Here is a 21,217-nt window from a genome sequence, read left to right as displayed (position 1 = left end):
CGGCTTCCTCCGCATGCCGCCGCGGGGCGGCATGCGGAATTTCCGAACGAAGCGTTCATCTTTTTTCAGCGGAATCGCCCGCCTTGCTCGGGTAGTCTGCTTCCTCCGTGACACGCATTCGGGAGCGCTCATGTGGCGTAACACTTCGACCGGCTGGGGATGGACCAGCATCCTGCTGCACTGGCTGAGCGCGTTGGCCTTCGTCGGGCTCTTCGTGCTGGGCTGGTGGATGACCGGGCTCGGCTATTACGATGCCTGGTACAACCTCGCGCCCTGGTGGCATCGTTCCCTCGGCATGCTGGTGTTCGCCGTGACCCTGGGCCGTCTCGTCTGGCGCGCCGTTCAGCCGACGCCATCGTTGCCCGGGTCGCGTCTGGAACGCCTGGCCGCCCATGTCGGCCACATCGCCCTCTACGCGCTGATGCTGCTGGTGCTGGTCAGCGGCTATCTGATCTCCACCGCGGAAGGCGCCGGCATCGATGTGTTCGGGCTCTTCCAGGTGCCGGCGCTGATGACCGGATTGCCCAACCAGGCGAGTCTCGCCGGCACGGTGCACTGGTACGCCGCCCTGGCGCTGATGGTGCTGGCCGGTGGGCATGGCCTGGCCGCGTTCAAGCATCACTGGGTCGATCGCCACGACACCCTGATGCGCATGCTCACGCCTCGTTACACTCGGGCTCGCCGCCGTGGCGGGTCCGCTTCCCACTGACCCATCGAGTCACGCAAGGAGTTAGCGATGTACAAGAAGACCGCCCTGACCGCCGCCCTGGCCGCCGCGTCCCTGGTGCCGCTCGCCCAGGCACAGGCTGCCGACTACGCCATCGACATCGACGGCCAGCACGCCTTCGTGCAGTTCAAGATCAGCCACCTGGGTTTCTCCTACATCCTGGGCAGTTTCGAGGAGTTCGACGGCGGGTTCAGCTATGACCCCGAGAACCCGGAAGCGTCATCCGCCAACCTGGAGGTCGAGGTCGACAGCCTGACCACCAACCACGCCGAGCGCGACAAGCACATCCTGAGCGATGACTTCCTCGACGCGGCCGAATATCCCACCGCGAGCTTCGCTTCCACCGGCTTCGAGCCTACCGGCGAGGGCGAGGGCGTGCTGACCGGCGATCTGACCCTGCACGGCGAGACCCAGGCCATCGAGATGCCGGTGACTCTGCTGGGCGAGGGCGACGATCCCTGGGGCAACTATCGCGCCGGCTTCGAGGGCTCCACCACCCTGACGCTCTCCGACTACGGCATCGACATGTCGCAGTTCCCGGAGTCGATGCACGAGCTCGAGCTGTACGTGACCTTCGAGGGCATTCGCCAGTAACGCATCGCCCCCGGGGCGATACGGTGAAACAGCGACCCCGGCCAGTGGCCGGGGTCGCTGCGTTTCAGGCAGGCAGGGCGGGCGCCGGGATCATGACTGATGGAGCACCGCCTGCGGGAAGTGGCGCCTCAGGATGCGATTCTGGAAGGCATCCACGAAGCGCGTGTTGATGATGATGATGAAGCGCTCGAACGGCTGCGACGGGTCGCGCTGGCTGAGGGTGTCGACGCCGTGGAACAGCCGGTCGTCGCGCAGGTGCAGGATCTCGCCCGGCCTCAGGGTTGCCGTCACCAGCTCTCGGGTGCCGGCCTTGTCGGCATAGAGATGGTTGTCGGCACCTAGCACGTTGTCCCGGCTCAGCACCAGGATGCTCAGCGCCTGGCAGCCGTCGGCGTGGATGCCCTGGCCCTGCAGCGGGTCGAGGTGGCCCTCGCCGCGCACCCCGGTGATCTGCATCAGGATGGGTTCGTCGGGCCGGATGCCCCACAGCCGGGCCCAGGCACGGACGAAGGCGCGGACGTCGGCACGGCCCAGGAACTCGGGCGTCAGCGGCTCGTAGTAGCGCAGCCGGTCGGCCATGCTGTCCGCGTCGTTGAAGGCGCCGCCCTGGGCCATCGGGCAGTGGCCCAGGTCCTTGACCTGCTCCTCGGCGTCGAGGGCCAGCCATGACATCCGCTTCCAGCGCTGGTTGACGTAGGGGTCCCGCGGCAGGTCGGCGGTGAAACCCTGCCAGGCTTCCAGGTCGATCGCCGAATGCAGCTCGGTCAGGGCCCAGTCCTGTCGGGCCAGGTCTTCCTGTACGCCGTGGGGCCAGTAGTCTGCCATCGGGTCCGCTGGCATGGTGGTGTGATCGAAACCATATTTAAGGGTGTCGAGTTTCATGAGACTTTCTCCTGATTGACGTCTGAATGGGATGGGCTTCCGTTGACGAGAAAAATCGTCAACAGTAAGCAAATGAGTCGGAATGTTTCAGAATGTCAAAGCAGGAGTGGTGGTCAGTCGTGGAGGCCGCTCATCGGGCCGCGTGGAGGTGCACTTGAGTGACCGGAGACATCGGAGGCTGGTGGGGCGGCGCATCACATGAGGCCGTTTCATCGCGGGCAGCGGGGTAAGGCCGCGTGGCAGCGGATCCTGCGCTGGCTGGGGCGGGCGTGTGATCGCGTGGTCGAGCGCCGCTCGGACGCCGCGCAGATCGACGTGGCCCTCGTCCAGCGCCGCTATCAGGAGAGCGAGCAGCGCTTCCGCAGCCTGCTCGAGAGCCTGCCTCGCGTGGCGGTGCAGGGCTATGACCGGCAGCGTCGGGTCATCTACTGGAACGAGGCCAGCGTCCGGCTCTACGGCTATCCGGCCGAGGAGGCCATGGGGCGCCTGCTCGAGGACCTGATCATTCCCGGTCCCATGCGTCAGCCGGTCATCGAGGCTCACCGGGCCTGGGTCGAGCAGGGCCAGGAAATTCCCGCAGAAGAGCTCGAGCTGCGCCACCGCAGCGGCGAACCGGTACCGGTGTTCTCCCACCACGTGATGCTCGGCGAGCACACCGACAACCCGCTGATGTTCTGCGTCGACGTCGATCTGTCCGACCAGAAGCGGGCCCATCGTGATCTGGCCTTCGCCACCCGCTTCGATCAGCTGACGCACCTGCCCAATCGTCAGGCCTTCGAGGCAGACCTGGATGAGCTGCTCGACCGCTGCCGGCGCCAAGGGCGGCCGCTGACCGTGCTCTACCTGGATATCGATCGCTTCGTCGAGATCAACGATGCCCTCGGCTATGCCCAGGGCGACCAGATCCTGATCGAGCTGACACGCCGGCTTCGCCATCGCCAGCGGGCCGGAGACCTGATGTCGCGGGTTTCCAGCGACGAGTTCGTGATGGCCTTTCCCGGCGTGGGAGAGGCGGAAGCGTGCCGCACGGTGGTCGAGCACATCCGTTCGGCGTTCGACCGGCCCTTCGAGGTGGACGGCATCGCGCGCCCGGTCACTGCCAGCCTCGGGCTCAGCGCCTTCCCGGATCACGGCCGGGTGGCCTGGGAGCTGATCCGCAACGCCGACGTGGCCAAGAACCGCGCCAAGCTGGATGGTCAGGGCGCCCTGCAGGGCTTCCAGCAGCATTTCCACGACGAGCTGGTGCGCCAGCATCGGCTCGCCGAACGGCTGGAGCACGCCATCGCCAATTGTGAGCTCAGCCTGCACTATCAGCCCCAGGTGTCGGCGGTGAGCGGCCGGATCGAGAATCTCGAAGCGCTGCTGCGCTGGGAGCCGGCCGACGGTGAGGCGGTCTCGCCCGCCGAGTTCATTCCCCTGGCCGAGCGCTCGGGGCTGATCGAACGGCTCGGCGACTGGGTGATGGAGGAGGCCTGTGGCCAGCAGGCGGCCTGGCGTGCGGCGGGGGTCGAGGCGCTGCGCATCGACATCAATCTGTCGGGGCGTCAGGTGCGGGCGCCGGAGACGCTCGAGCGCCTGGAGGCCTGCGTGGCGCGCCACGGGCTCGAGCCTCAGGACATCGGCATCGAGCTGACCGAGAACGTGCTGATCGAGGCCAACGAAGCCGTGCTGACGCGGCTGCGGCGCCTCTATCACCGCGGGGTGCGCATCGCCATCGACGACTTCGGCACCGGCTATTCGTCGCTCAGCTACCTCAAGCTGTTTCCGGTTACCGCGCTCAAGATCGATCGCTCCTTCGTTCGCGATGCACCCCAGCAGTCGGAGGATCGTGCCATCATGGAGGCCGCGGTCTTCATCGGCCATCGGCTGGGGCTGGAGGTGGTGGCCGAGGGCGTCGAGACCGGCGAGCAGCTGGCGCTGGTGCGCGAGATGCGCTGCGATCTGGTCCAGGGCTACTATTTCCATCGGCCGCTGCCGGTGGCCGAGGTGCAGCGGCTGCTCTTCGGCCAGCTCGAGCACGCCCCCTGAGACGGGTCGCAACTTCGCGTAGAATGGGCCGCCCTCGACGATTCCCGCGGAGTCCCTGTGTTGCGAAACGACGCTACCTCTTCCTCGCTGGGTGTGACGCTGTGGCGTCAGACCTGGCCCATGGCCATCGGCGTGCTGTCTCTGCTGGGTTTCCAGCTGATCGACAGCGCCTTCGTGGCCAGGCTCGGCACCGCGCCGCTGGCCGCCCAGTCCTTCACCCTGCCGCTCTCCTTCCTGATCATCGGCGTCCAGGTGGGCATGGGCATCGCCATCGCCGCGCTGATCTCCCGGGCCCTGGGGGCCGGCGAGACCGCGCGGTCCCGTCGCCTTGGCAGCCTGGTGCTGGTGGTGGGGGCACTGGTCATCGCGCTGCTGGGGCTGGGGCTGTGGCTGGGCCAGGCGCCGATCTTCCGGCGGCTGGGTGCCGAAACCGAGTCTCTGGCGCTGATCCGTGCCTACTGGGGCCCCCAGCTGCTGTCCGCCTGGGCGGGGGCGGTGCTGTATTTCGGCTACAGCCTGTTCCGCGCCCACGGCAACACGCGCCTGCCCGGTTCGCTGATGGTGATCACCAGCCTGGCCAACCTGCTCCTGGATCCGTTGTTGATCTTCGGGGTCGGCAACTGGCAGGGCCTGGGGCTGCCGGGCGCGGCCTGGGCCACGGTGCTGGCCATGCTGGTGGGGCTCGGCGTGATGGCGATGCGCCTGGCCGGCACCGGCTGGTTGGCCTCCGGCGGGCTGTGGGAGGAGGCGAGTCTGTCGCTGCGGCCCTTCCTGGGCATCGCCGGGCCGGCCATGATCAGCCAGCTGATGCCGCCGCTGGCCGCGATGCTGGCGATCTCGGTGGTGGCCCGGCTCGGCGAGTCCCAGGTCGCGGCCTGGGGCCTGGCCAGTCGCCTGGAGACCCTGTCGCTCATGGCGGTGCTGGCGATGACCATGTCGCTGCCGCCCTGGTTGGGACGCTGCTACGGCGCCGGCGACTGGCCGCAGGTGCACCGCCTGATGCGCCTGGCGCTGAAGGTGGCGGTGCTCTGGCAGCTGGGGCTGGGGCTGGGGCTGGCGCTGGCCGCGCCCTGGGTGGCCGCGGCTCTGGCCGGCTCCGCCGAGGTGAGCGAGGACCTGACGGTGCTGCTGCACTGGCTGCCGCCGAGCTATGCCGCGCTCGGGGTCTGCATGCTGGTGGTCTCCGCCGGTAATGCGCTGGGCTGGCCGCTGCGGGCGATGATGATGTCCGCCGCGCGGCTGTTCGCGTTCTACCTGCCGTGCCTGGGGCTCGGCGCCTGGCTGGGCGGCCTGCCGGGCCTGGCGCTGGGGGCGGCACTGGGCAATCTGCTGGCCGGTCTGGCGGCCTGGGGACTGCTGCGTCGTACCCTCGCCAGCCCGCGGCGCCAGGCGGCCGGATGACGGGTAGTGGTTTTTTCTGTTTATGGTGGTTTTTGTTTAATTAACACCCAATATATGGTGTTTATTTGAATGTTCTATTAGGTTGGTGGGTAAATAAAAGGAAAATCATCTGATTGGCCTCTCCTATACTCGTCTTAACGCACCGCCCGGGCCTGGCCCGGGCGGTCTCGTTCCCGCAGATGGCAGGGCGATCCAACAAGACGATCAGGGGAGAGGACGGCATGAAGGTATTGATTCTCGGCAGTGGTGTGGTCGGCGTCACCAGCGCCTACTATCTGGCCCGTCAGGGCCATGAGGTCACCGTGGTGGATCGCCAGCCGGCACCGGCCATGGAAACCAGCTACGGCAATGCCGGTCAGGTGTCGTTTGGCTTCTCCTCGCCCTGGGCCGCGCCCGGCATCCCGCAGAAGGCGGTGAAGTGGATGTTCCAGGAGCATGCGCCGCTGAAGATCCAGCCGCGCATGGACCCGACCATGGCCCGCTTCATGATGAAGATGTTCGGCAACTGCAATCCCGAGCGCTATGCGGTGAACAAGGAGCGCATGGTGCGCATCGCCGAGCATAGCCGCGCCTGCATCGACGCCCTGCGCGCCGAGACCGGCATCCGCTACGAGGATCGTCAGAAGGGGCTGCTGCAGCTGTTCCGTCACGACAGCCAGGTGGAGGCCGTGGCCAAGGACATGCAGGTGCTCGAGCGCTGCGGCGTGCGCCATCGGTTGCTGGGCGCCGGCGAGATCACTGCGGTCGAGCCCGCGCTGGCCCGGGTGCCGGGCAAGTTCGTCGGCGGCCTGCACCTGCCGGACGACCAGACCGGCGACTGTCATCTGTTCACCAATCGCCTGGCCGACTACTGCCGTGACCGCCTGGGCGTCAGCTTCCGCTTCGGTGTCGACATCCAGCGCATCCGCCGCGGCAATGCCGGCATCGAGGGCGTGATCACCAGCGCCGGCGAGCTCACCGCCGACGCCTACGTGGTCTGCCTCGGCAGCTATTCGCCGTTCCTGGTCAAGGACCTGGGCATCCGCCTGCCGATCTACCCGGTCAAGGGCTACAGCCTGACCGTGCCGGTGGTCGACGACGGCGGGGCGCCCCAGTCCACGGTGATGGACGAGACCTACAAGGTGGCGATCTCGCGCTTCGACGACCGCATCCGCGTGGGCGGCACCGCCGAGCTGGCGGGCCACGACCTGAGCCTGCCGGAGAAGCGCCGGGCGACCATCGACATGGTGGTGCGCGATGTCTTCCCCGAGGGCGGCGACGTCGACCGCGCCGAGTTCTGGAGCGGCCTGCGGCCGATGACGCCGGATTCCACGCCGATCATCGGCGCCACCCGCTACGACAACCTGTGGCTCAACACCGGCCACGGTACCCTGGGCTGGACCATGAGCTGCGGCAGCGCCCAGCTGCTGGCCGATCTGATGGGGGCGGAATCGCCGCGCATCGACCCGCAGGGGCTCGACGTTTCGCGCTACGCCGCCTGACGCGGTGTTGTACGCTGCTTGATCGAGAACGGCCCGCGCCTTGGCGCGGGCCGTCGTCGTATCGGGCGGCCGTGGCGCGGGCGGATCATGGCATCGAGGCACAAAAAAGCGCCCGGGCCATCAGGCCCGGGCGCTTTTCTGCCGAACGGCGTCAGCCGATCAGTCGTTGACCGCAGCGATCGCCTTGGCCAGGTAGGGCAGGTTCTCGTGGGAGAAGCCGGCCACGTTGGCACGGCCGGAGCGCACCATGTAGATGCTGAACTCGTCGCGCAGGCGATCCACCTGTTCCGGCGTCAGTCCGGTGTAGGAGAACATGCCGCGCTGCTCGGCCACGTGGGCGTATTTCTCGTCCAGGCCGTACGGCTTCAGAGCCTCGACGAAGTCGCGCCGCAAGGTGTTGATGCGGTCGCGCATCTCGGTGAGTTCTTCGCGCCAGACGGCGGTCAGCTCGTCGGAGTGCAGGACCTCGGAGACGATGGCACCGCCGTGGGCCGGCGGGTTGGAGTAGTTCTCGCGGGCGACGATGGCCACCTGGGAACGCACGCTCTCCATCTGCTCGGCGTTCTTGGCGACCATGATCAGGCAGCCGGTCCGCTCGCAGTAGATGCCGAAGTTCTTGGAGCAGGAGCTGGTGATGATCACCTCATCGAGGTTCTCGGCCAGCAGGCGCGGACCGAAGGCATCCTCGTCCAGGCCCTCGCCGAAGCCCTGATAGGCGAAGTCGACCAGCGGCAGCAGCTTGCGCTCCTTGAGCACCTCCAGCACCTGCTTCCACTGATCCCGGGACAGGTCGAAGCCGGTCGGGTTGTGGCAGCAGGCGTGGAGCAGCACCACGTCGCCCTCGGGGATCTGCTTCAGGGCCCCGAGCATGCCGTCGAAGTCGAGGCGGTTGTCGGCGTCGACGTAGGGGTACTTGTGCAGGGTGAGACCGGCCGCCGGGAAGATGCCGAGGTGGTTCGGCCAGGTCGGGTCGCTGACCCAGATGTCCTTGCCGGGCAGCTGGGTAGCGATGAAGTCCGCCGCCAGGCGCAGCGCGCCGGTGCCGCCGGGAGACTGGGTCGCGCTGGCGCGACCGGCCTCGAGCACCGGTGAGCCCTGGCCGAGCACCATCGGCAGCACCACTTCACCGTAGGCCGGGGCGCCGTGGGAACCGATGTAGGTCTTGGTGGTCTCGTTGTTGAGCAGCAGGGCCTCGGCTTCCTTGACCGCGCGCATCACCGGGGTGTTGCCCTGGGCGTCGCGATAGACGCCGACACCGAGATCGACCTTCTGGGGGTTGGTATCCTTCTTGAAGGCCTCGATGAGCCCGAGGATGGCATCCCCGGGAACCCGCTCAATCTGTTCGAACATTTACTTCGCTACCTCGTCGGTTCTGGCGGCTAGGATGAAATCGTTCCTGTGCAGGCCCTTCATCTCGTGGGACCACCAGGTCACGGTGACCTTGCCCCACTCGGTCAGCAGGGCGGGGTGGTGACCCGCTTCCTCGGCGATCTCGCCGACCCGGTTGGTGAACGCCAGGGCCTGTCGGAAGTTGCGGAACGTGAAGACTCGCTCCAGCTGCATGATGCCATCGCGCTCGACGATCTGCCACTCGGGGATGTCGCGGCGATACTGCTCGATTTCGCTCTCGGTGACGTGGGGGGCGTCCCAGCTGCAGGCCTCGCACTGCTGTTCGGAAAGTTCGCTCATGATGACTCCTCGTTGGCTCGTTGCGGGGTATAGAGTTGTTGTCGTGGTGGCGATCGGCCGCTCATGAAAGGGCCGATGCCAAGGCGTCGGCGTCAGGCGCTGGCGGTCTCCGCCGGCACTGGCTTGGGCTTGGGCGGAAAGCGCGGTTCGAACAGCCCGAGTTCCATGGCCTCGTGGACCATGCCCATGATGTCGCGGCCGGACAGCTCGTGCAGCGTCTCCAGGCTATCCAGTACGTAGTACAGCGGCTGGAGGATGTCGATCCGGTAGGGCGTGCGCAGAGCGTCCAGCGGATCGAAGGGCGCGTGAACGGGCGCGTCGGACAGGGCGTGCAGGGTCTCCTTGGGCGAGGAGATGATGCCGCCGCCATACAGTCGCCGCCCCTCGGGAGTGTCGACCAGGCCGAATTCCACGGTCATCCAGTACAGTCGGGCCAGGTAGACGCGCTCCTTGGGCGTGGCCTCGAGGCCCAGGCGGCCGTAGGTGGCGGTGAACTCGGCGAAGGCCGGGTTGGTGAGCATCGGGCAGTGACCGAAGATCTCGTGGAAGATGTCCGGCTCCTGCAGGTAGTCCAGCTCCTCCGGCGTGCGGATAAAGGTGGCGACCGGGAAGCGGCGATTGGCCAGCAGTTCGAAGAAGGTATCGAAGGGAATCAGCGCCGGCACCTGGGCGGTTTCCCAGCCGGTGGCCTCGCGCAGCACGGCGTCGACCTCGGCGAGCTGGGGGATACGCTCGACGGGCAGCGCCAGGCGCTCCATGCCGTCGAGGTATTCCTGGCACACCCGGCCCGGCAGCAGCTCGACCTGGCGCTCCATCAGCGTGCGCCAGGTGGCATTTTCCTGTTCGCTCCAGGCGATATGGCCGTTGTCGTCCGGCATCCTGGCCTGATAGGCGGTCTTCTTGGGGGCGCTTTGAGCCTTCATGGTTGCTCCCGTCGGTATTGGAATTGTCGTGGCCTCAAGGGGATGACCGCAGTCTAGGCGGGGGACGGGGTGAGAGGGGCGTTCTGCGGACGATCCAGGGCGTTCGCAAGGCGTTTGGTTGTAAAGAATCCATGACAGTCGGGCGTCTTGGCCGGCATGATGCGGCCAAAGGCGCATGGAATCGGCATCGCGGCGGCCTTATTGTCACGCTATCTTTACAGATGAGTCACGCCGGGCTGACAACCTTCTGCGGCCCGGTTCGTTTTTTCGACCTGCGAGCCTTTCATGCGTCTGAGATTCCACTGCCAGAACCGCATCGGCATCCTGCGCGATATCGTGGCCCACTTCGCCGACTACGGACTCAACGTGGCCCACGGCGAGGTCGGCGGCGAACACGGCAACGCCATCTACCTGCACGTGCCCCACCTGCTGAACGCCCAGCTGGCCACGCTCAAGCCCGAGCTCGAACAGGTGCCCGGGGTGTTCGGCGTGCGACGGGTCAGCCTGATGCCCAGCGAGCGGCGCCACCTGGAGCTCGACGCCCTGCTGTCGTCGCTCTCGGAACCGGTGATGTCGATCGACATGGAGGGGCATCTGGTGGCGGCCAACCGCGCCGCCGGGCAGCTGCTGGGCGTGCGGGTCGACGAGGTGCCGGGGCTGTCGCTGGACCGCTATCTGCCTGATCTCGACCTGCCGGAGCTGATTCGCCGCAATAACGCCCGGGTCAACGGGCTGCGGGTCAAGCTGCGCGACACCGTCTACCTGGCCGACATCTCGCCTCTGCACCGCGAGCAGCAGTCGGACGTGGCCTCGCTGGCCGGCGCCGTGGTCACCCTGCATCGCGCCGATCGCATCGGCGAGCGCATCTATCAGGTGCAGCGCCAGGAGCTGCGCGGCTTCGAGTCGCTGTTCCAGGCAAGCCCCCGGCTGGAGGCGCTGATCGGCGAGGCGCGACGCATGGCGCCGCTGGATGCGCCGCTGCTGATCCAGGGCGAGACCGGCACCGGCAAGGAGCTGCTGGCCCGGGCCTGCCACCTGGCGAGCCCGCGGGGGCAGGCGCCGTTCATGGCGCTCAACTGTGCCGGGCTGCCGGAATCCATGGCCGAGACCGAGCTGTTCGGCTATGCGCCGGGTGCCTTCGAGGGCGCGCGCCCGGAGGGCAAGTTGGGGCTGCTGGAGCTGACGGCCGGCGGCACCATCTTCCTCGACGAGGTGGGCGAGACCAGCCCGCGGATGCAGGTCAAGCTGCTGCGCTTCCTGCAGGACGGCGGCTTCCGTCGCGTGGGCAGCGACGAGGAAACCTACCTGGACGTGCGAGTGATCTGTGCCACCCAGCAGGATCTGCCGAGCCTGTGCGCCGAGGGGCGCTTCCGCCAGGACCTCTATCACCGCCTCAACGTGCTGACCCTGGAGGTGCCGCCGCTGCGGGACTGCCTCGACGGCATCGAGGCGCTGGCGACGCACTTCATCGACCGCGCCGCCACCCAGATCGGCTGCCCGATGCCGCAGCTGTCACCGGCCGCGGTGGCGCGGCTGTCGGCCTATCACTGGCCGGGCAACGTGCGCCAGCTGGAGAACGTGCTGTTCCAGGCGGTCTCGCTGTGCGAGGGCGGCGTCATCGAGCCGGCGCATCTGCGCCTGCCCGAGGTGGGCCGGGCGCCGGGGCTCGCCGGTGTCGATCTCGACGGATCGCTGGCCGACATCCTCGGCGAGGTGGAGCGCCAGGTGCTGTCGAGCCTCTATCCGCAGCATCCTTCCAGCCGCCAGCTGGCCAAGCGCCTTGGCGTCTCGCATACCACCATCGCCAACAAGCTCAAGCGCCACGGGATCGGTTCGGAGGACGGATGAGGACCGACGGGCGAGGGCGGCTACCGCGCTGGCTGAAGGTGGCCTTCACGCTGTGGATGTTGTTCTGGGCGCCTTCGGTGGCGCTGCGCATCGGGATCCAGAACTACCTGTGGCTGTGCAACCTGGCCAATTTCCTGCTGCTGGTCGGGCTGTGGGCCGAGAGCCGCCGGCTTGTTTCCATGGCCTGGATGGCCACGGCGCTGGTGGGAAGCCTGTGGGCGCTGGATGCCGGTGTCGCCTGGGCCAGCGGCTGGCATCCCATCGGCGGCACCGAGTACATGTTCGATGCCGGCATTCCTCTGTCGGTACGGCTGCTGTCGCTCTACCACCTGGTGCTGCCGCTGGTGGCCGGTTTCGCTGTCGTGAGGCTGGGCTTCGATCGCACGGCCTTGGCCTGGCAGACCGCCCTGACCTGGGCGGCGATCCTCGCCGCCTGGTGGCTCACGGATCCCCATCGCAACGTCAACTGGGTCGAGGGCCCCTTCGGCGGCGCCCAGACCTGGCTGCCGGACGGGCTCTATGTGATCGCGCTGATGCTGGTCTGGCCGCTGGCGCTCTATCTGCCGGTGCATCTGGCGACGCTGTCGCTGATGCGGCGGCGAGCGTGAACGATCAGCGGGACAGCCAGTCGCGCACCTCGCCGAAGGGATAGGCCTCCAGGGTGGCGAAGCCGTCGAGCTGGCGCGCCTTGTGGCGGGTCAGCCGCGGCGAGCTCAGCCCGCACAGGAAGCGGGCCAGCAGCGTCGCGGTGGCAGCCTCACCTTCGCCGGCGGCCGAGAGCCGTTCGCGCAGCGGGGCGGTCAGGGCGGCGGCGTCCATCGCGGCAAGCGGCGCCGGTGGCGGCGGGGAAGGCAGCGACGCGATCTGGCCGCGGCACCCCGAGCAGTGCCCGCAGCGCTCGGGGGCGGCGGCGTCGCCGAACCAGTCCGCCAGCCGCCGGGTCAGGCAGCCTTCGCCCTCGAACAGCGCCAGCATGGCGTGCAGCCGCTCGATCTCGGCCCGCTCCTTGTCGACGAAGGCCTGGTGCAGCCGCGCGATCAGGGCCTCGTCGACGGGGCGCTGCACCTCGAAGACCTCGGTCATCTGCTTGCTTTCCAGCGTGATCAGGTCCTTGTCGGCGAAGTAGTCCAGGGCGGTGATCACCCGCTGGCGTGAGGTGTCCAGGCCGCGTTCGGCGCCGAGCCGTGCCAGGGCCTCGAGATCCATCCGGTACCAGGTGCGCGCCTTCGCCGAGGCCTCGAGGACAGCCTCGACGAAGGCCCGTCGCTCGCCCTGGAAGCGAGCCACCAGGGCCTCTGCCGGCTCCTCCAGACGGAAGCGGTATTCGGCGAAGTAGCTGAAGCGCGGCCGGATCACGCCCTCGAGCTCCAGATGCACCAGCAGCGTCTTGAGCGGCAGCGGGCGGATGTCGCTGTCCCGCGAGAGGGTATTGAGGGTGAAGGCCCAGTCCTCTCCGGCGGCGGGCAGGGTCGACGTCACCCGAGCGATGGCGTCGCGCTCCGGGGTGTCGCCGTAGGTGAAGTTCTCCAGCACGCTGAGATGATCGCGGCCGGCCAGCATCAGGCACTCGGCCGGGGCGCCGTCACGCCCGGCGCGGCCGATCTCCTGGCTGTAGTTCTCCACCGACTTGGGCAGGTCGAAGTGCACCACCGCGCGGATGTCGCTCTTGTCGATGCCCATGCCGAAGGCGATGGTGGCGACGATCACCGGCGTGCGGCCGGCCATGAAGTCGTCCTGGCGGCGGGCGCGCGTCTCGGCGTCGAGGCCGGCGTGATAGGCCGCGGCGGGCAGGCCGGCGGCACCGAGATAGGCGGCCAGACGCTCGGCGGTCTGCTGCAGGGTGACGTAGACCACGGTGGCGCCGGCGCTAGGCCCTTCGACGCGCGGGCGCAGCCATTCGACCAGCCGCCGCGGGCGCTCGTCGGCCGCCACCGGCGCCACCTGCAGGTCCAGGTTGGGGCGATAGAAGCCGGTGGCGGTGACGTCCTCGGCCTCGATGGCGAAGTGGCGGCGCATGTCCTCGATCACCTTCGGGGTGGCGGTGGCCGTCAGCAGCAGCGCCTGGGGGATGCCGAGCTCGTGGCGGGTCGCCGGCAGGGTCAGGTAGTCGGGACGGAAGTTGTGGCCCCATTCGGAAATGCAGTGAGCCTCGTCGACCACCAGCAGCGAGATGGGCACGCGGCGGATGAAGGCGCGGAAGCGCTCGTTCTTGAGACGTTCCACCGAGACCATCAGGATGCGGATCTCGCCGCGGGCGACGCCATCCATCACCGCACGGGCCTCGTCCTTGGTCTGGGAGGAATCGAGGCTGGCGGCAGCGATGCCGTGGCGCTGCAGGAAGGCCAGCTGGTCCTGCATCAGCGCCAGCAGCGGCGAGACCACCAGCGTCAGGTTTGGCAGGTGCAGGGCGGAGAGCTGGTAGCACAGCGACTTGCCCGAGCCGGTGGGGAAGATCGCGGCGGCCGAGCGGCCGGCGACCACCGCCTCGATCACCGGGCGCTGGCCGGGGCGGAAGTCGGGATAGCCGAAGACCCGGGCGAGGGTCTGGTCGATGGTGGTCATGGCGGCTCCGGGCGGTGTCGATGGGAGGGGCAGGATACACGTCATGGCCGTCGATCTCGCCCGAGCGCGAGGCGTCGTCGTCAGTCGCCGGCCACGACCCGGTTGCGACCGAGGTGCTTGGCCCGGTAGAGGCTGGCGTCGGCACGCTGGATCAGGTGGTCGAGGGTGTCACCGACCCGGTGTTCGGTGATGCCGATGCTGACGGTGATGCGCCCCGACCCGAGGCCGTCGAAGTCGTGCTCGGCGATCTCGCGGCGCAGCCGCTCGGCCAGCCGGGCGGCGTTGCGCTGTGAGGTCAAGGGCAGCAGCAGGGCGAACTCCTCGCCGCCCAGCCGGGCGAGGAGGTCTTCCTCGCGCAGCAGGGCGTTGCAACAGTCGGCCAGTTCGCGCAGGGTGGCGTCTCCCTGCAGATGCCCCCAGGTGTCGTTGATCGTCTTGAAATGGTCGAGGTCGATCATCATCAGCGACAGCGGCGTGGCGTGGCGATTGCTCAACGAAATCTCTTCTTCGAGGCGGCTGAGCAGCTTGCGTCGATTAGCGAGCCCCGTGAGAGCATCGCTGTCTGAAAGCTGTCGCAGGCGCTCTTCCTCGGCGACCTGCTCGCTGATGTCGAGCATCATGCCGTGCCAGAGCACGCCGGTCTCGATGCGCTGTGGCTGGGCGCGTGCAGCGATCCAGCGGCAGCGATCGCCGCTGAGCCGGAAGCGGAACTTGAGCGTGATCGGCGAGCCCCAGCGCGCTGAACGCTCAATGGCTGCCATAAGCCCGGGATAGTCCGCGTCGTGAAGGCGTTCCAGCGCCGGTTCGGCATTCTCGGCCAGGCGTTGCGGATCCAGGTCCAGCAGCTGGATGCCCCTGCCCATCAGCAAGGGGAAGTGGAGATGGCCATCCGCGCTGCGGTGCAGCTGGAAGATCAGCCCGGGCAGCTGATCGGCTAGATCCAGCATCCTCGTCGGTTCGAGCCGTTCCCTGCACGGCATGACATCGATGGGAGGCATGTGGTTTCCCTGATTGTGTTCCTGCTGCGTACAGGAGTGTCGTTGTCGTTGCGTGTGCTGCGCTCGTCCAGGGGATGAGCCCGCCACTTTTATTTAGTAGATTATGATACATACGTCGCCCATGACCGACATGGGTCATACGACGTAGGTCAAGAACCTGGTCATTTGTAGGAAATTGACGACAGCCAGGCGTCAGTGAGCCGGGAAGCGCACTATTGTTCGCATCGGGAAGACCGCACGCAAGGGGAGAACCGGTGCATAGTCGACGTCGTTTCGCCGCTTTGCGCCAGTCCGATGTTCAGCGTGGTGCGTCGTGACGTCCCTCGAGCCCCCTTCGGGAACGCCGCCTTCCAGAGTTGCAGATTTCTTGCCCGGAAGGCGTCGGTGCAGAGGGCAAGCTTGAACAAGCCCGGGACATGCGCCGCCCGCGGCGCGGCTACATCATCAGCGTGGTGCGTCGTAACGCCCCTCGCGGCCCTTCGAGAATGCCACCTGCCAGAGTTGCAGGTTCCTTGCCCGGAAGGCACCGGCGCAGATGGCCAAGTAGTACCGGAACATCCGCCGCGTACGTTCGTTGTAGCGCTCGGCGATCTCGTCCCAGTGGGCGTCGAAGTTCTCGCGCCAGGCCATCAGGGTGCGGTCGTAGTCGGCATGGATGTCAGCGCCAGTCCGGCGTTTATCTCGGTGCGTCGTAGCGTCCTTCACGGCCCATCGAAAACACTACCTGCCACAGCTGCAGATGGCGGGCGCGGAAGGCGCCGGCGCAGATGGACAGGTAATAGCGGAACATCCGCTGGGTGCGCTCGTTGTAGCGATCGGCGATCTCGTCCCAGTGGGCGTCGAAGTTCTCGAGCCAGGCCATCAGGGTGCGGTCGTAGTCGGCATGGATGTCAGCGCCAGTCCGGCGTTTATCTCGGTGCGTCGTAGCGTCCTTCACGGCCCTTCGAAAACACTACCTGCCACAGCGGCAGATGGCGGGCGCGGAAAGCGCCGGCGCAGATGGACAGGTAATAGCGGAACATCCGCTGGGTGCGCTCGTTGTAGCGATCGGCGATCTCGTCCCAGTGGGCGTCGAAGTTCTCGAGCCAGGCCATCAGGGTGCGGTCGTAGTCGGCATGGATGTCAGCGCCAGTCCGGCGTTTATCTCGGTGCGTCGTAGCGTCCTTCACGGCCCTTCGAAAACACTACCTGCCACAGCGGCAGATTGCGGGCGCGGAAGGCGCCGGCGCAGATGGACAGGTAATAGCGGAACATCCGCTGGGTGCGCTCGTTGTAGCGCTCGGCGATCTCGTCCCAGTGGGCGTCGAAGTTCTCGAGCCAGGCCATCAGGGTGCGGTCGTAGTCGGCATGGATGTCAGCGCCAGTCCGGCGTTTATCTCGGTGCGTCGTAGCGTCCTTCACGGCCCTTCGACAACACTACCTGCCACAGCTGCAGATTGCGGGCGCGGAAGGCGCCGGCGCAGATGGACAGGTAATAGCGGAACATCCGCTGGGTGCGCTCGTTGTAGCGATCGGCGATCTCGTCCCAGTGGGCGTCGAAGTTCTCGAGCCAGGCCATCAGGGTGCGGTCGTAGTCTGCGCCGAAGTTCTGCCAGTCCTCCATCAGCAGGTGCTCCTCGCTGGCCTGGGCAATGTGCCTGGCTGAGGGCAATACGCCGTTGGGGAAGATGTAGCGGTTGATCCAGGGATCGGCGCTGATGTTGGAGGTGTTGGAGCCGATGGTGTGCAGCAGGAACAGGCCGTCGGCGGGGAGCAGGCGTTCCACCGTCCCGAAGTAGGTGGCGTAGTTGCGATGGCCGACATGCTCGAACATGCCGATGGAGACGACGCGATCGAAGCGGCCCTCGAGCTCGCGGTAGTCCTCAAGCAGGATCTCGACCGGCAGCCCCTCGCAGCGCCGACGGGCCAGCTCCGCCTGCTCCCGGGAGATGGTGATGCCGGTGACCTCGACGCCGTGATGCCGCGCGGCGTGCTCGGCGAAGCTGCCCCAGCCGCAGCCGATGTCCAGCACCCGCATGCCGGGCTCCAGCTCGAGCTTGCGGCAGGCGAGCTCGAGCTTGCCGCGCTGGGCCTCCAGCAGGCTGCCGGCGTCCTTCCAGTAGCCGCAGGAGTAGCACATGGTGTCATCGAGCATGCGTTCGAAGAGGTCGTTGCCGAAGTCGTAGTGGGCCTCGCCGACGATATGGGCGCGGGCGCGGCTCTGCAGGTTGAAGAAACCGGACTGGAGGCGATACATCAGTCGTTCTGATTTGGACTGGGCGTGTTCGCCCAGGCCGTGGCGCAGCAGCCGATGGGCCAGTTCGTCGATGTGCTCGCACTCCCACCAGCCGTCCATGTAGGCCTCGCCGAGCCCCAGGGTGCCCTGGTGCAGAACGCGGGAGAAGAAGTCGGGATGATAGACGCGGATGTCCGCGGGGGCCGAGCCGTTGAGGGTAATGCCGGAGCCGTCGAGCAGCTTCTCGAAGACGCGTCGGGCTCTGGTGTCGGGCAGGGCGATGGGGCCGAGACGTGGGTCGCTGGTCATGGTTCCTCCTGATCCTTCAGAGTCGGGGCAGCCGGTGTGTGAAAGCGGGAGGTGGCGTGATGCCGATTGTTCTATTACAAGGCGTTAGCATAGATCAGCCATGAGCGTTTCTGACAACTCACGCTGTGGCTTTTGTATCAGGCTAATATTTATGAGGTAAGCATAATGCAGGTGATCGTGGATCTGTGCGTGGTACCGATGGGGGTCGGCGTGTCCGTCTCCCCCCAGGTAGCGGCCTGTCAGCGAGTGATCGAGGCCTCGGGGCTCGAGCATCGGATGCATGCCTATGGCACCAATATCGAAGGGCCCTGGGACGAGGTCATGGCAGTGGTCAAGCGCTGTCACGAGACGGTGCATGAGATGGGCGCGCCGCGTATCACCTCGACGCTCAAGCTCGGCACGCGGACCGACCGGGAGCAGCATATGGATGACAAGGTCGAGAGCGTGAAGCGGCTGTTGGGCGATGATGACGTCGAGAGTGTCACGAAATGTTGACGCCCTGTCAGTGAAGCTTTCCGCCGCGGCAAGACAGATCGGGGATTTGGGCGAGGTGTAACGAAATATTTACGGATGGCGCCGTGGCGGGCCGTCCAGGCGCGGCGTCGGGGCGTCGCGGCGCATTCCGGCAGGGGGCGGGTCGCACTAGTCTGGGGGGCACCTCGAAGGGCCGAGGCCCGGAGACCACAATCACAAGCACCCCGGAGGTTCTGCATGAACGCCCCTGTCCAAGGTACCCCTGCCCAGGCGTCCGAGATCGACACCACCAATCCGCTCGGCACCGACGGCTTCGCCTTCGTCGAGTACAGTGCGCCCACCGCCGAGGGCATCGAGGCGCTGCGTCGCCTGTTCCTGCAGCTGGGCTTCACCGAGACCCGCAAGCACCGCTCCAAGAACGTCTTCCTGTTCCAGCAGGAAAGGATCAACTTCGTGCTCAACGCCGAACCCGGCAGCCATGCCGCCGAGTTCGCCCGCGCTCATGGCCCCTCCGCCTGTGCCATGGCCTGGAAGGTGGCCGATGCCCGCCAGGCCTACGACCGCGCGGTGGAATGCGGCGCCACGCCGGTGGACGTGCCGGTGGGCGAGGGCGAGGTCGGTATTCCGGCGGTCGAGGGCATCGGTGGCTCGCTGCTGTACTTCGTCGACGACAAGCTCGACGGCGAGGGGCGCAGCATCTATGACATCGACTTCGCGCCGATCGAGGGCCGCAGCGCCGGCGACAACAGCGTGGGCCTGCAGGTGCTCGACCATCTGACCCACAACGTCGATCGCGGCCAGATGGACGTCTGGGCCGGCTTTTACACCCGGCTGGCCAATTTCCGCGAGCTGCGCTATTTCGACATCGCCGGCAAGAAGACCGGCCTCTACTCCCGTGCCATGACCGCTCCCTGCGGCAAGATGCACATCCCGATCAACGAGTCCGCCGACGATAACTCCCAGATCGCCGAGTTCCTGCGCGAATACAACGGCGAGGGCATCCAGCACCTGGCCATGGCCACCGATGACATCTATGCCACGGTACGCGCGCTGAAGGCCAATGGCATCCAGTTCCTGACCACCCCGGACACCTACTACGAGAAGGTCGATCAGCGCGTGCCCAACCACGAGGAGAACCTCGACGAGCTGCGCGAGCTGAACCTGCTGGTGGATGGTGGTCCCGATCAGGGCGTGCTGCTGCAGATCTTCACCGAGACCGTGATCGGCCCGATCTTCTTCGAGATCATTCAGCGCAAGGGCAACGATGGCTTCGGCGAGGGTAATTTCAAGGCGCTGTTCGAATCCATCGAGGAAGACCAGATCCGTCGCGGCGTGCTCAAGGACGACTGATAGCGCCAAGGGCCGGCCGGAGAGCCGGTCAGGGCGGGGAGACGGAAACCAGAACAATCCGCTGTCTCCCTGCCCAACCACGACAAAATCCGTCACAATGGGTGCCCTGTATCGGCCCCATGCCGCGTGGCGGCGACAACAACAGTTCCGTGATCCCTGGTGTGACATGACTAACGACTCACAACCCCGTACTCAGTGGCTGGGCCGCTGGGGCTTCGTCCTGGCGGCGACCGGCTCCGCGGTCGGCCTGGGCAATGTCTGGAAATTCCCCTACATGACCGGCGAATACGGCGGCGGGGCCTTCGTGCTGGTCTACCTGGCCTGCATCCTGGCCATCGGCGTGCCGGTGATGATGACCGAGATCGCCCTGGGTCGCCGCGGCCGCGGCAGCCCCATCGACGCCATTCGCCGCGTCACCGCCGAATCCAGGGGCGCCTCGGCCTGGTCGCTGCTCGGCTGGATGGCCATGCTCTGCGGCTTCATGATCCTGTGCTTCTACGTGGTCGTGGCCGGCTGGTCGTTCTCCTACCTGTGGAAGATGCTGACTGGCGGCCTGGCCGGCTCCAGCGTCGACGACATGGCGGCGATCTTCGGCGCCAACAATGCCAACCCGCTCAATCTCGGCTTCTGGAGCACCCTGGTCACGGTCGCCACCATGGTGATCGTCGGCAAGGGCGTGCAGGCCGGCATCGAGAAGAGCGTCAGCTGGATGATGCCCGGTATGGTCGTGATGCTGCTGATCATGATCGTCTATGGCGCCTTCTCCGGCGGCTTCGGCGACGCGCTGCGCTTCCTGTTCGCCTTCAATGCCGGCAGCCTGTCCAGCGAGGGCATGCTGGCCGCCATGGGCCACGCCTTCTTCACCCTGTCGCTGGCTTCCGGCGCGATCCTGACCTACGGCAGCTATCTGCCGAACAAGGCCTCCATCGGCCGTACCACCCTCAGCGTGGCCGTTGCCGATACCCTGGTGGCGCTGATGGCCGGCCTGGCGATCTTCCCGGTGATCTTCGCCAACGGCATGGAGCCGGGCAGCGGCCCGGGGCTGATCTTCATGAGCCTGCCGCTGGCCTTCCAGGCCATGCCGATGGGCACCCTGTTCGGCGTGCTGTTCTTCGTCATGCTGTCCATGGCGGCCCTGACCTCGTCGATCTCCATGGTCGAGGCCACGGTCTCCTGGCTCACCGACAACAAGGGCATCACGCGTCGTGCGGCGGCGTGGGGTGTGGGCATCGTGCTGTGGATCATCAGCACCCTGGCGATGCTGTCCTTTAACGTCGGGGCCGAGTGGACCCTGGCCGGCAAGCACTTCTTCGGCTGGCTGGACTACCTCACGTCGCGCTGGATGATGCCGCTGGGCGGCCTGGGCGTGGCCCTGCTGGCCGGCTTCGTGCTCAGCAGCGAGGCCATGCGCGAAGAGCTCGGCCTGTCGCCGGCGGTGCATGCCCTGTGGCTGTTCATGGTGCGTTACGTCAGCCCGCTGGGCATCGTGACGGTATTCCTCGATGCCCTGGGCATTGCCACCCTGGAGTTCGGCGTGCAGTGGCCCTGGTTGCTGCTGGCGCTGGCAGTGATCACGCTGATCGGCGAGCTCGCCAGCCCGCGCCTGAAGCGTACGCTCTGCGCCTGACGGCGAGCACGCCCGGCGACCACGCGGCCCCCGCTCTTGCGGGGGCCGCGTCGTTTGATCGAGGAAAAAAGCCCCGTCCCGGACGCTGCGGGAGTGGCATTTTGTCGCC

The 21,217-nt window shown here is 66.9% G+C and carries 20 protein-coding genes and 1 pseudogene; 10 read left to right on the top strand and 11 right to left on the bottom strand.

Features of this window, described 5'->3' with window-relative positions:
• Positions 1 to 130 precede the first annotated feature (130 nt).
• On the top strand, positions 131 to 709 hold the full coding sequence (locus C9J49_RS10370) for a cytochrome b (protein ID WP_035596049.1): 579 nt from the start codon (positions 131 to 133) through the stop codon (positions 707 to 709).
• 27 nt (positions 710 to 736) lie between these two features.
• Positions 737 to 1,321, top strand: coding sequence for a YceI family protein (locus C9J49_RS10365; RefSeq protein WP_107182033.1), 585 nt, complete (start codon positions 737 to 739; stop codon positions 1,319 to 1,321).
• 90 nt (positions 1,322 to 1,411) lie between these two features.
• Here C9J49_RS10365 and C9J49_RS10360 read toward each other — a convergent pair whose 3' ends face one another.
• Positions 1,412 to 2,203 carry a 2OG-Fe dioxygenase family protein gene (locus tag C9J49_RS10360; RefSeq protein WP_046080233.1) on the bottom strand — a complete coding sequence of 264 codons (792 nt, stop codon included), beginning with the start codon at positions 2,201 to 2,203 and terminating at the stop codon, positions 1,412 to 1,414.
• Positions 2,204 to 2,401: 198 nt separating this feature from the next.
• On the opposite strand from C9J49_RS10360, the gene C9J49_RS10355 reads away from it, so the two are divergent.
• From C9J49_RS10355 to C9J49_RS10345, 3 genes are all read left to right on the top strand, one after another.
• Complete coding sequence (locus C9J49_RS10355) at positions 2,402 to 4,231, top strand: bifunctional diguanylate cyclase/phosphodiesterase (RefSeq protein ID WP_258393961.1); 1,830 nt, start codon at positions 2,402 to 2,404, stop codon at positions 4,229 to 4,231.
• Positions 4,232 to 4,351: 120 nt separating this feature from the next.
• Positions 4,352 to 5,632, top strand: a complete 1,281-nt coding sequence (locus C9J49_RS10350) for an MATE family efflux transporter (RefSeq protein WP_107182155.1) — start codon at positions 4,352 to 4,354, stop codon at positions 5,630 to 5,632.
• A gap of 221 nt (positions 5,633 to 5,853) precedes the next feature.
• Positions 5,854 to 7,113, top strand: coding sequence for a D-amino acid dehydrogenase (locus tag C9J49_RS10345; protein WP_046080235.1), 1,260 nt, complete (start codon positions 5,854 to 5,856; stop codon positions 7,111 to 7,113).
• Between the two features lie 159 nt (positions 7,114 to 7,272).
• Here C9J49_RS10345 and C9J49_RS10340 read toward each other — a convergent pair whose 3' ends face one another.
• The 3 genes from C9J49_RS10340 to phhA all read right to left on the bottom strand — a co-directional run bounded on the left by C9J49_RS10340 (position 7,273) and on the right by phhA (position 9,725).
• Positions 7,273 to 8,463, bottom strand: coding sequence for an amino acid aminotransferase (locus C9J49_RS10340; protein ID WP_107182032.1), 1,191 nt, complete (start codon positions 8,461 to 8,463; stop codon positions 7,273 to 7,275).
• Positions 8,464 to 8,802, bottom strand: a complete 339-nt coding sequence (locus C9J49_RS10335) for a 4a-hydroxytetrahydrobiopterin dehydratase (protein ID WP_035596035.1) — start codon at positions 8,800 to 8,802, stop codon at positions 8,464 to 8,466.
• Between the two features lie 92 nt (positions 8,803 to 8,894).
• Positions 8,895 to 9,725 carry a phenylalanine 4-monooxygenase gene (gene phhA / locus C9J49_RS10330; protein ID WP_046080237.1) on the bottom strand — a complete coding sequence of 277 codons (831 nt, stop codon included), beginning with the start codon at positions 9,723 to 9,725 and terminating at the stop codon, positions 8,895 to 8,897.
• 285 nt (positions 9,726 to 10,010) lie between these two features.
• On the opposite strand from phhA, the gene C9J49_RS10325 reads away from it, so the two are divergent.
• A complete protein-coding gene (locus C9J49_RS10325) occupies positions 10,011 to 11,573 on the top strand; it encodes a sigma-54-dependent transcriptional regulator (RefSeq protein ID WP_046080238.1) in 1,563 nt (520 codons plus the stop codon).
• A complete protein-coding gene (locus C9J49_RS10320; protein ID WP_107182031.1) occupies positions 11,570 to 12,181 on the top strand; it encodes a hypothetical protein in 612 nt (203 codons plus the stop codon). Before C9J49_RS10325 ends, C9J49_RS10320 begins: the two co-directional genes overlap by 4 nt.
• A 4-nt stretch (positions 12,182 to 12,185) precedes the next feature.
• On the opposite strand, the gene C9J49_RS10315 is transcribed toward C9J49_RS10320, so the two are convergent.
• From C9J49_RS10315 to cfa, 7 genes and pseudogenes are all read right to left on the bottom strand, one after another.
• Entirely contained in the window at positions 12,186 to 14,135 is a 1,950-nt protein-coding gene (locus C9J49_RS10315; RefSeq protein WP_107182030.1) for an ATP-dependent DNA helicase RecQ, read from the bottom strand.
• Positions 14,136 to 14,215: 80 nt separating this feature from the next.
• Complete coding sequence (locus C9J49_RS10310) at positions 14,216 to 15,082, bottom strand: sensor domain-containing diguanylate cyclase (protein ID WP_237022304.1); 867 nt, start codon at positions 15,080 to 15,082, stop codon at positions 14,216 to 14,218.
• Between the two features lie 495 nt (positions 15,083 to 15,577).
• A complete protein-coding gene (locus tag C9J49_RS10305) occupies positions 15,578 to 15,838 on the bottom strand; it encodes a class I SAM-dependent methyltransferase (protein WP_375700489.1) in 261 nt (86 codons plus the stop codon).
• A complete protein-coding gene (locus tag C9J49_RS10300; protein WP_375700488.1) occupies positions 15,810 to 16,070 on the bottom strand; it encodes a class I SAM-dependent methyltransferase in 261 nt (86 codons plus the stop codon). Before C9J49_RS10300 ends, C9J49_RS10305 begins: the two co-directional genes overlap by 29 nt.
• Positions 16,042 to 16,302 (bottom strand): class I SAM-dependent methyltransferase, encoded by a 261-nt coding sequence (locus tag C9J49_RS10295; RefSeq protein WP_375700487.1) that lies wholly within the window; start codon positions 16,300 to 16,302, stop codon positions 16,042 to 16,044. Before C9J49_RS10295 ends, C9J49_RS10300 begins: the two co-directional genes overlap by 29 nt.
• Positions 16,274 to 16,480 (bottom strand): annotated as a pseudogene (locus tag C9J49_RS10290) (class I SAM-dependent methyltransferase); the annotation flags it as partial. The pseudogene C9J49_RS10290 and the gene C9J49_RS10295, both read right to left, overlap by 29 nt.
• 25 nt (positions 16,481 to 16,505) lie before the next feature.
• A complete protein-coding gene (gene cfa, locus C9J49_RS10285; protein WP_107182029.1) occupies positions 16,506 to 17,657 on the bottom strand; it encodes a cyclopropane fatty acyl phospholipid synthase in 1,152 nt (383 codons plus the stop codon).
• Between the two features lie 165 nt (positions 17,658 to 17,822).
• On the opposite strand from cfa, the gene C9J49_RS10280 reads away from it, so the two are divergent.
• The 3 genes from C9J49_RS10280 to C9J49_RS10270 all read left to right on the top strand — a co-directional run bounded on the left by C9J49_RS10280 (position 17,823) and on the right by C9J49_RS10270 (position 21,108).
• Positions 17,823 to 18,152 (top strand): MTH1187 family thiamine-binding protein, encoded by a 330-nt coding sequence (locus C9J49_RS10280; protein WP_107182028.1) that lies wholly within the window; start codon positions 17,823 to 17,825, stop codon positions 18,150 to 18,152.
• Positions 18,153 to 18,368: 216 nt separating this feature from the next.
• Positions 18,369 to 19,481: a 4-hydroxyphenylpyruvate dioxygenase gene (hppD, locus tag C9J49_RS10275; RefSeq protein ID WP_107182027.1), complete on the top strand. Its 1,113-nt coding sequence runs from the start codon at positions 18,369 to 18,371 to the stop codon at positions 19,479 to 19,481.
• 166 nt (positions 19,482 to 19,647) lie between these two features.
• Positions 19,648 to 21,108, top strand: a complete 1,461-nt coding sequence (locus tag C9J49_RS10270) for a sodium-dependent transporter (protein WP_035596014.1) — start codon at positions 19,648 to 19,650, stop codon at positions 21,106 to 21,108.
• The last annotated feature ends 109 nt before the right edge of the window (positions 21,109 to 21,217 follow it).

Origin of the sequence: Halomonas sp. SL1 (genome assembly GCF_003030865.2) — a bacterium.
Taxonomy (GTDB): Bacteria; Pseudomonadota; Gammaproteobacteria; order Pseudomonadales; family Halomonadaceae; genus Halomonas; species Halomonas halophila.
This window is presented reverse-complemented; position numbering and strand designations above follow the sequence as displayed.

Coding starts and splice junctions, on each gene's coding strand:
- phhA (WP_046080237.1), bottom strand. CDS start 9,725: ATGAAGGCTCAAAGCGCCCCCAAGAAGACCGCCTATCAGGCCAGGATG.
- C9J49_RS10370 (WP_035596049.1), top strand. CDS start 131: ATGTGGCGTAACACTTCGACCGGCTGGGGATGGACCAGCATCCTGCTG.
- C9J49_RS10345 (WP_046080235.1), top strand. CDS start 5,854: ATGAAGGTATTGATTCTCGGCAGTGGTGTGGTCGGCGTCACCAGCGCC.
- C9J49_RS10315 (WP_107182030.1), bottom strand. CDS start 14,135: ATGACCACCATCGACCAGACCCTCGCCCGGGTCTTCGGCTATCCCGAC.
- C9J49_RS10355 (WP_258393961.1), top strand. CDS start 2,402: ATGAGGCCGTTTCATCGCGGGCAGCGGGGTAAGGCCGCGTGGCAGCGG.
- C9J49_RS10310 (WP_237022304.1), bottom strand. CDS start 15,082: ATGCTGGATCTAGCCGATCAGCTGCCCGGGCTGATCTTCCAGCTGCAC.
- C9J49_RS10340 (WP_107182032.1), bottom strand. CDS start 8,463: ATGTTCGAACAGATTGAGCGGGTTCCCGGGGATGCCATCCTCGGGCTC.
- C9J49_RS10350 (WP_107182155.1), top strand. CDS start 4,352: ATGGCCATCGGCGTGCTGTCTCTGCTGGGTTTCCAGCTGATCGACAGC.
- C9J49_RS10320 (WP_107182031.1), top strand. CDS start 11,570: ATGAGGACCGACGGGCGAGGGCGGCTACCGCGCTGGCTGAAGGTGGCC.
- C9J49_RS10280 (WP_107182028.1), top strand. CDS start 17,823: ATGCAGGTGATCGTGGATCTGTGCGTGGTACCGATGGGGGTCGGCGTG.
- C9J49_RS10270 (WP_035596014.1), top strand. CDS start 19,648: ATGACTAACGACTCACAACCCCGTACTCAGTGGCTGGGCCGCTGGGGC.
- C9J49_RS10365 (WP_107182033.1), top strand. CDS start 737: ATGTACAAGAAGACCGCCCTGACCGCCGCCCTGGCCGCCGCGTCCCTG.
- C9J49_RS10335 (WP_035596035.1), bottom strand. CDS start 8,802: ATGAGCGAACTTTCCGAACAGCAGTGCGAGGCCTGCAGCTGGGACGCC.
- C9J49_RS10325 (WP_046080238.1), top strand. CDS start 10,011: ATGCGTCTGAGATTCCACTGCCAGAACCGCATCGGCATCCTGCGCGAT.
- C9J49_RS10360 (WP_046080233.1), bottom strand. CDS start 2,203: ATGAAACTCGACACCCTTAAATATGGTTTCGATCACACCACCATGCCA.
- cfa (WP_107182029.1), bottom strand. CDS start 17,657: ATGACCAGCGACCCACGTCTCGGCCCCATCGCCCTGCCCGACACCAGA.
- hppD (WP_107182027.1), top strand. CDS start 18,369: ATGAACGCCCCTGTCCAAGGTACCCCTGCCCAGGCGTCCGAGATCGAC.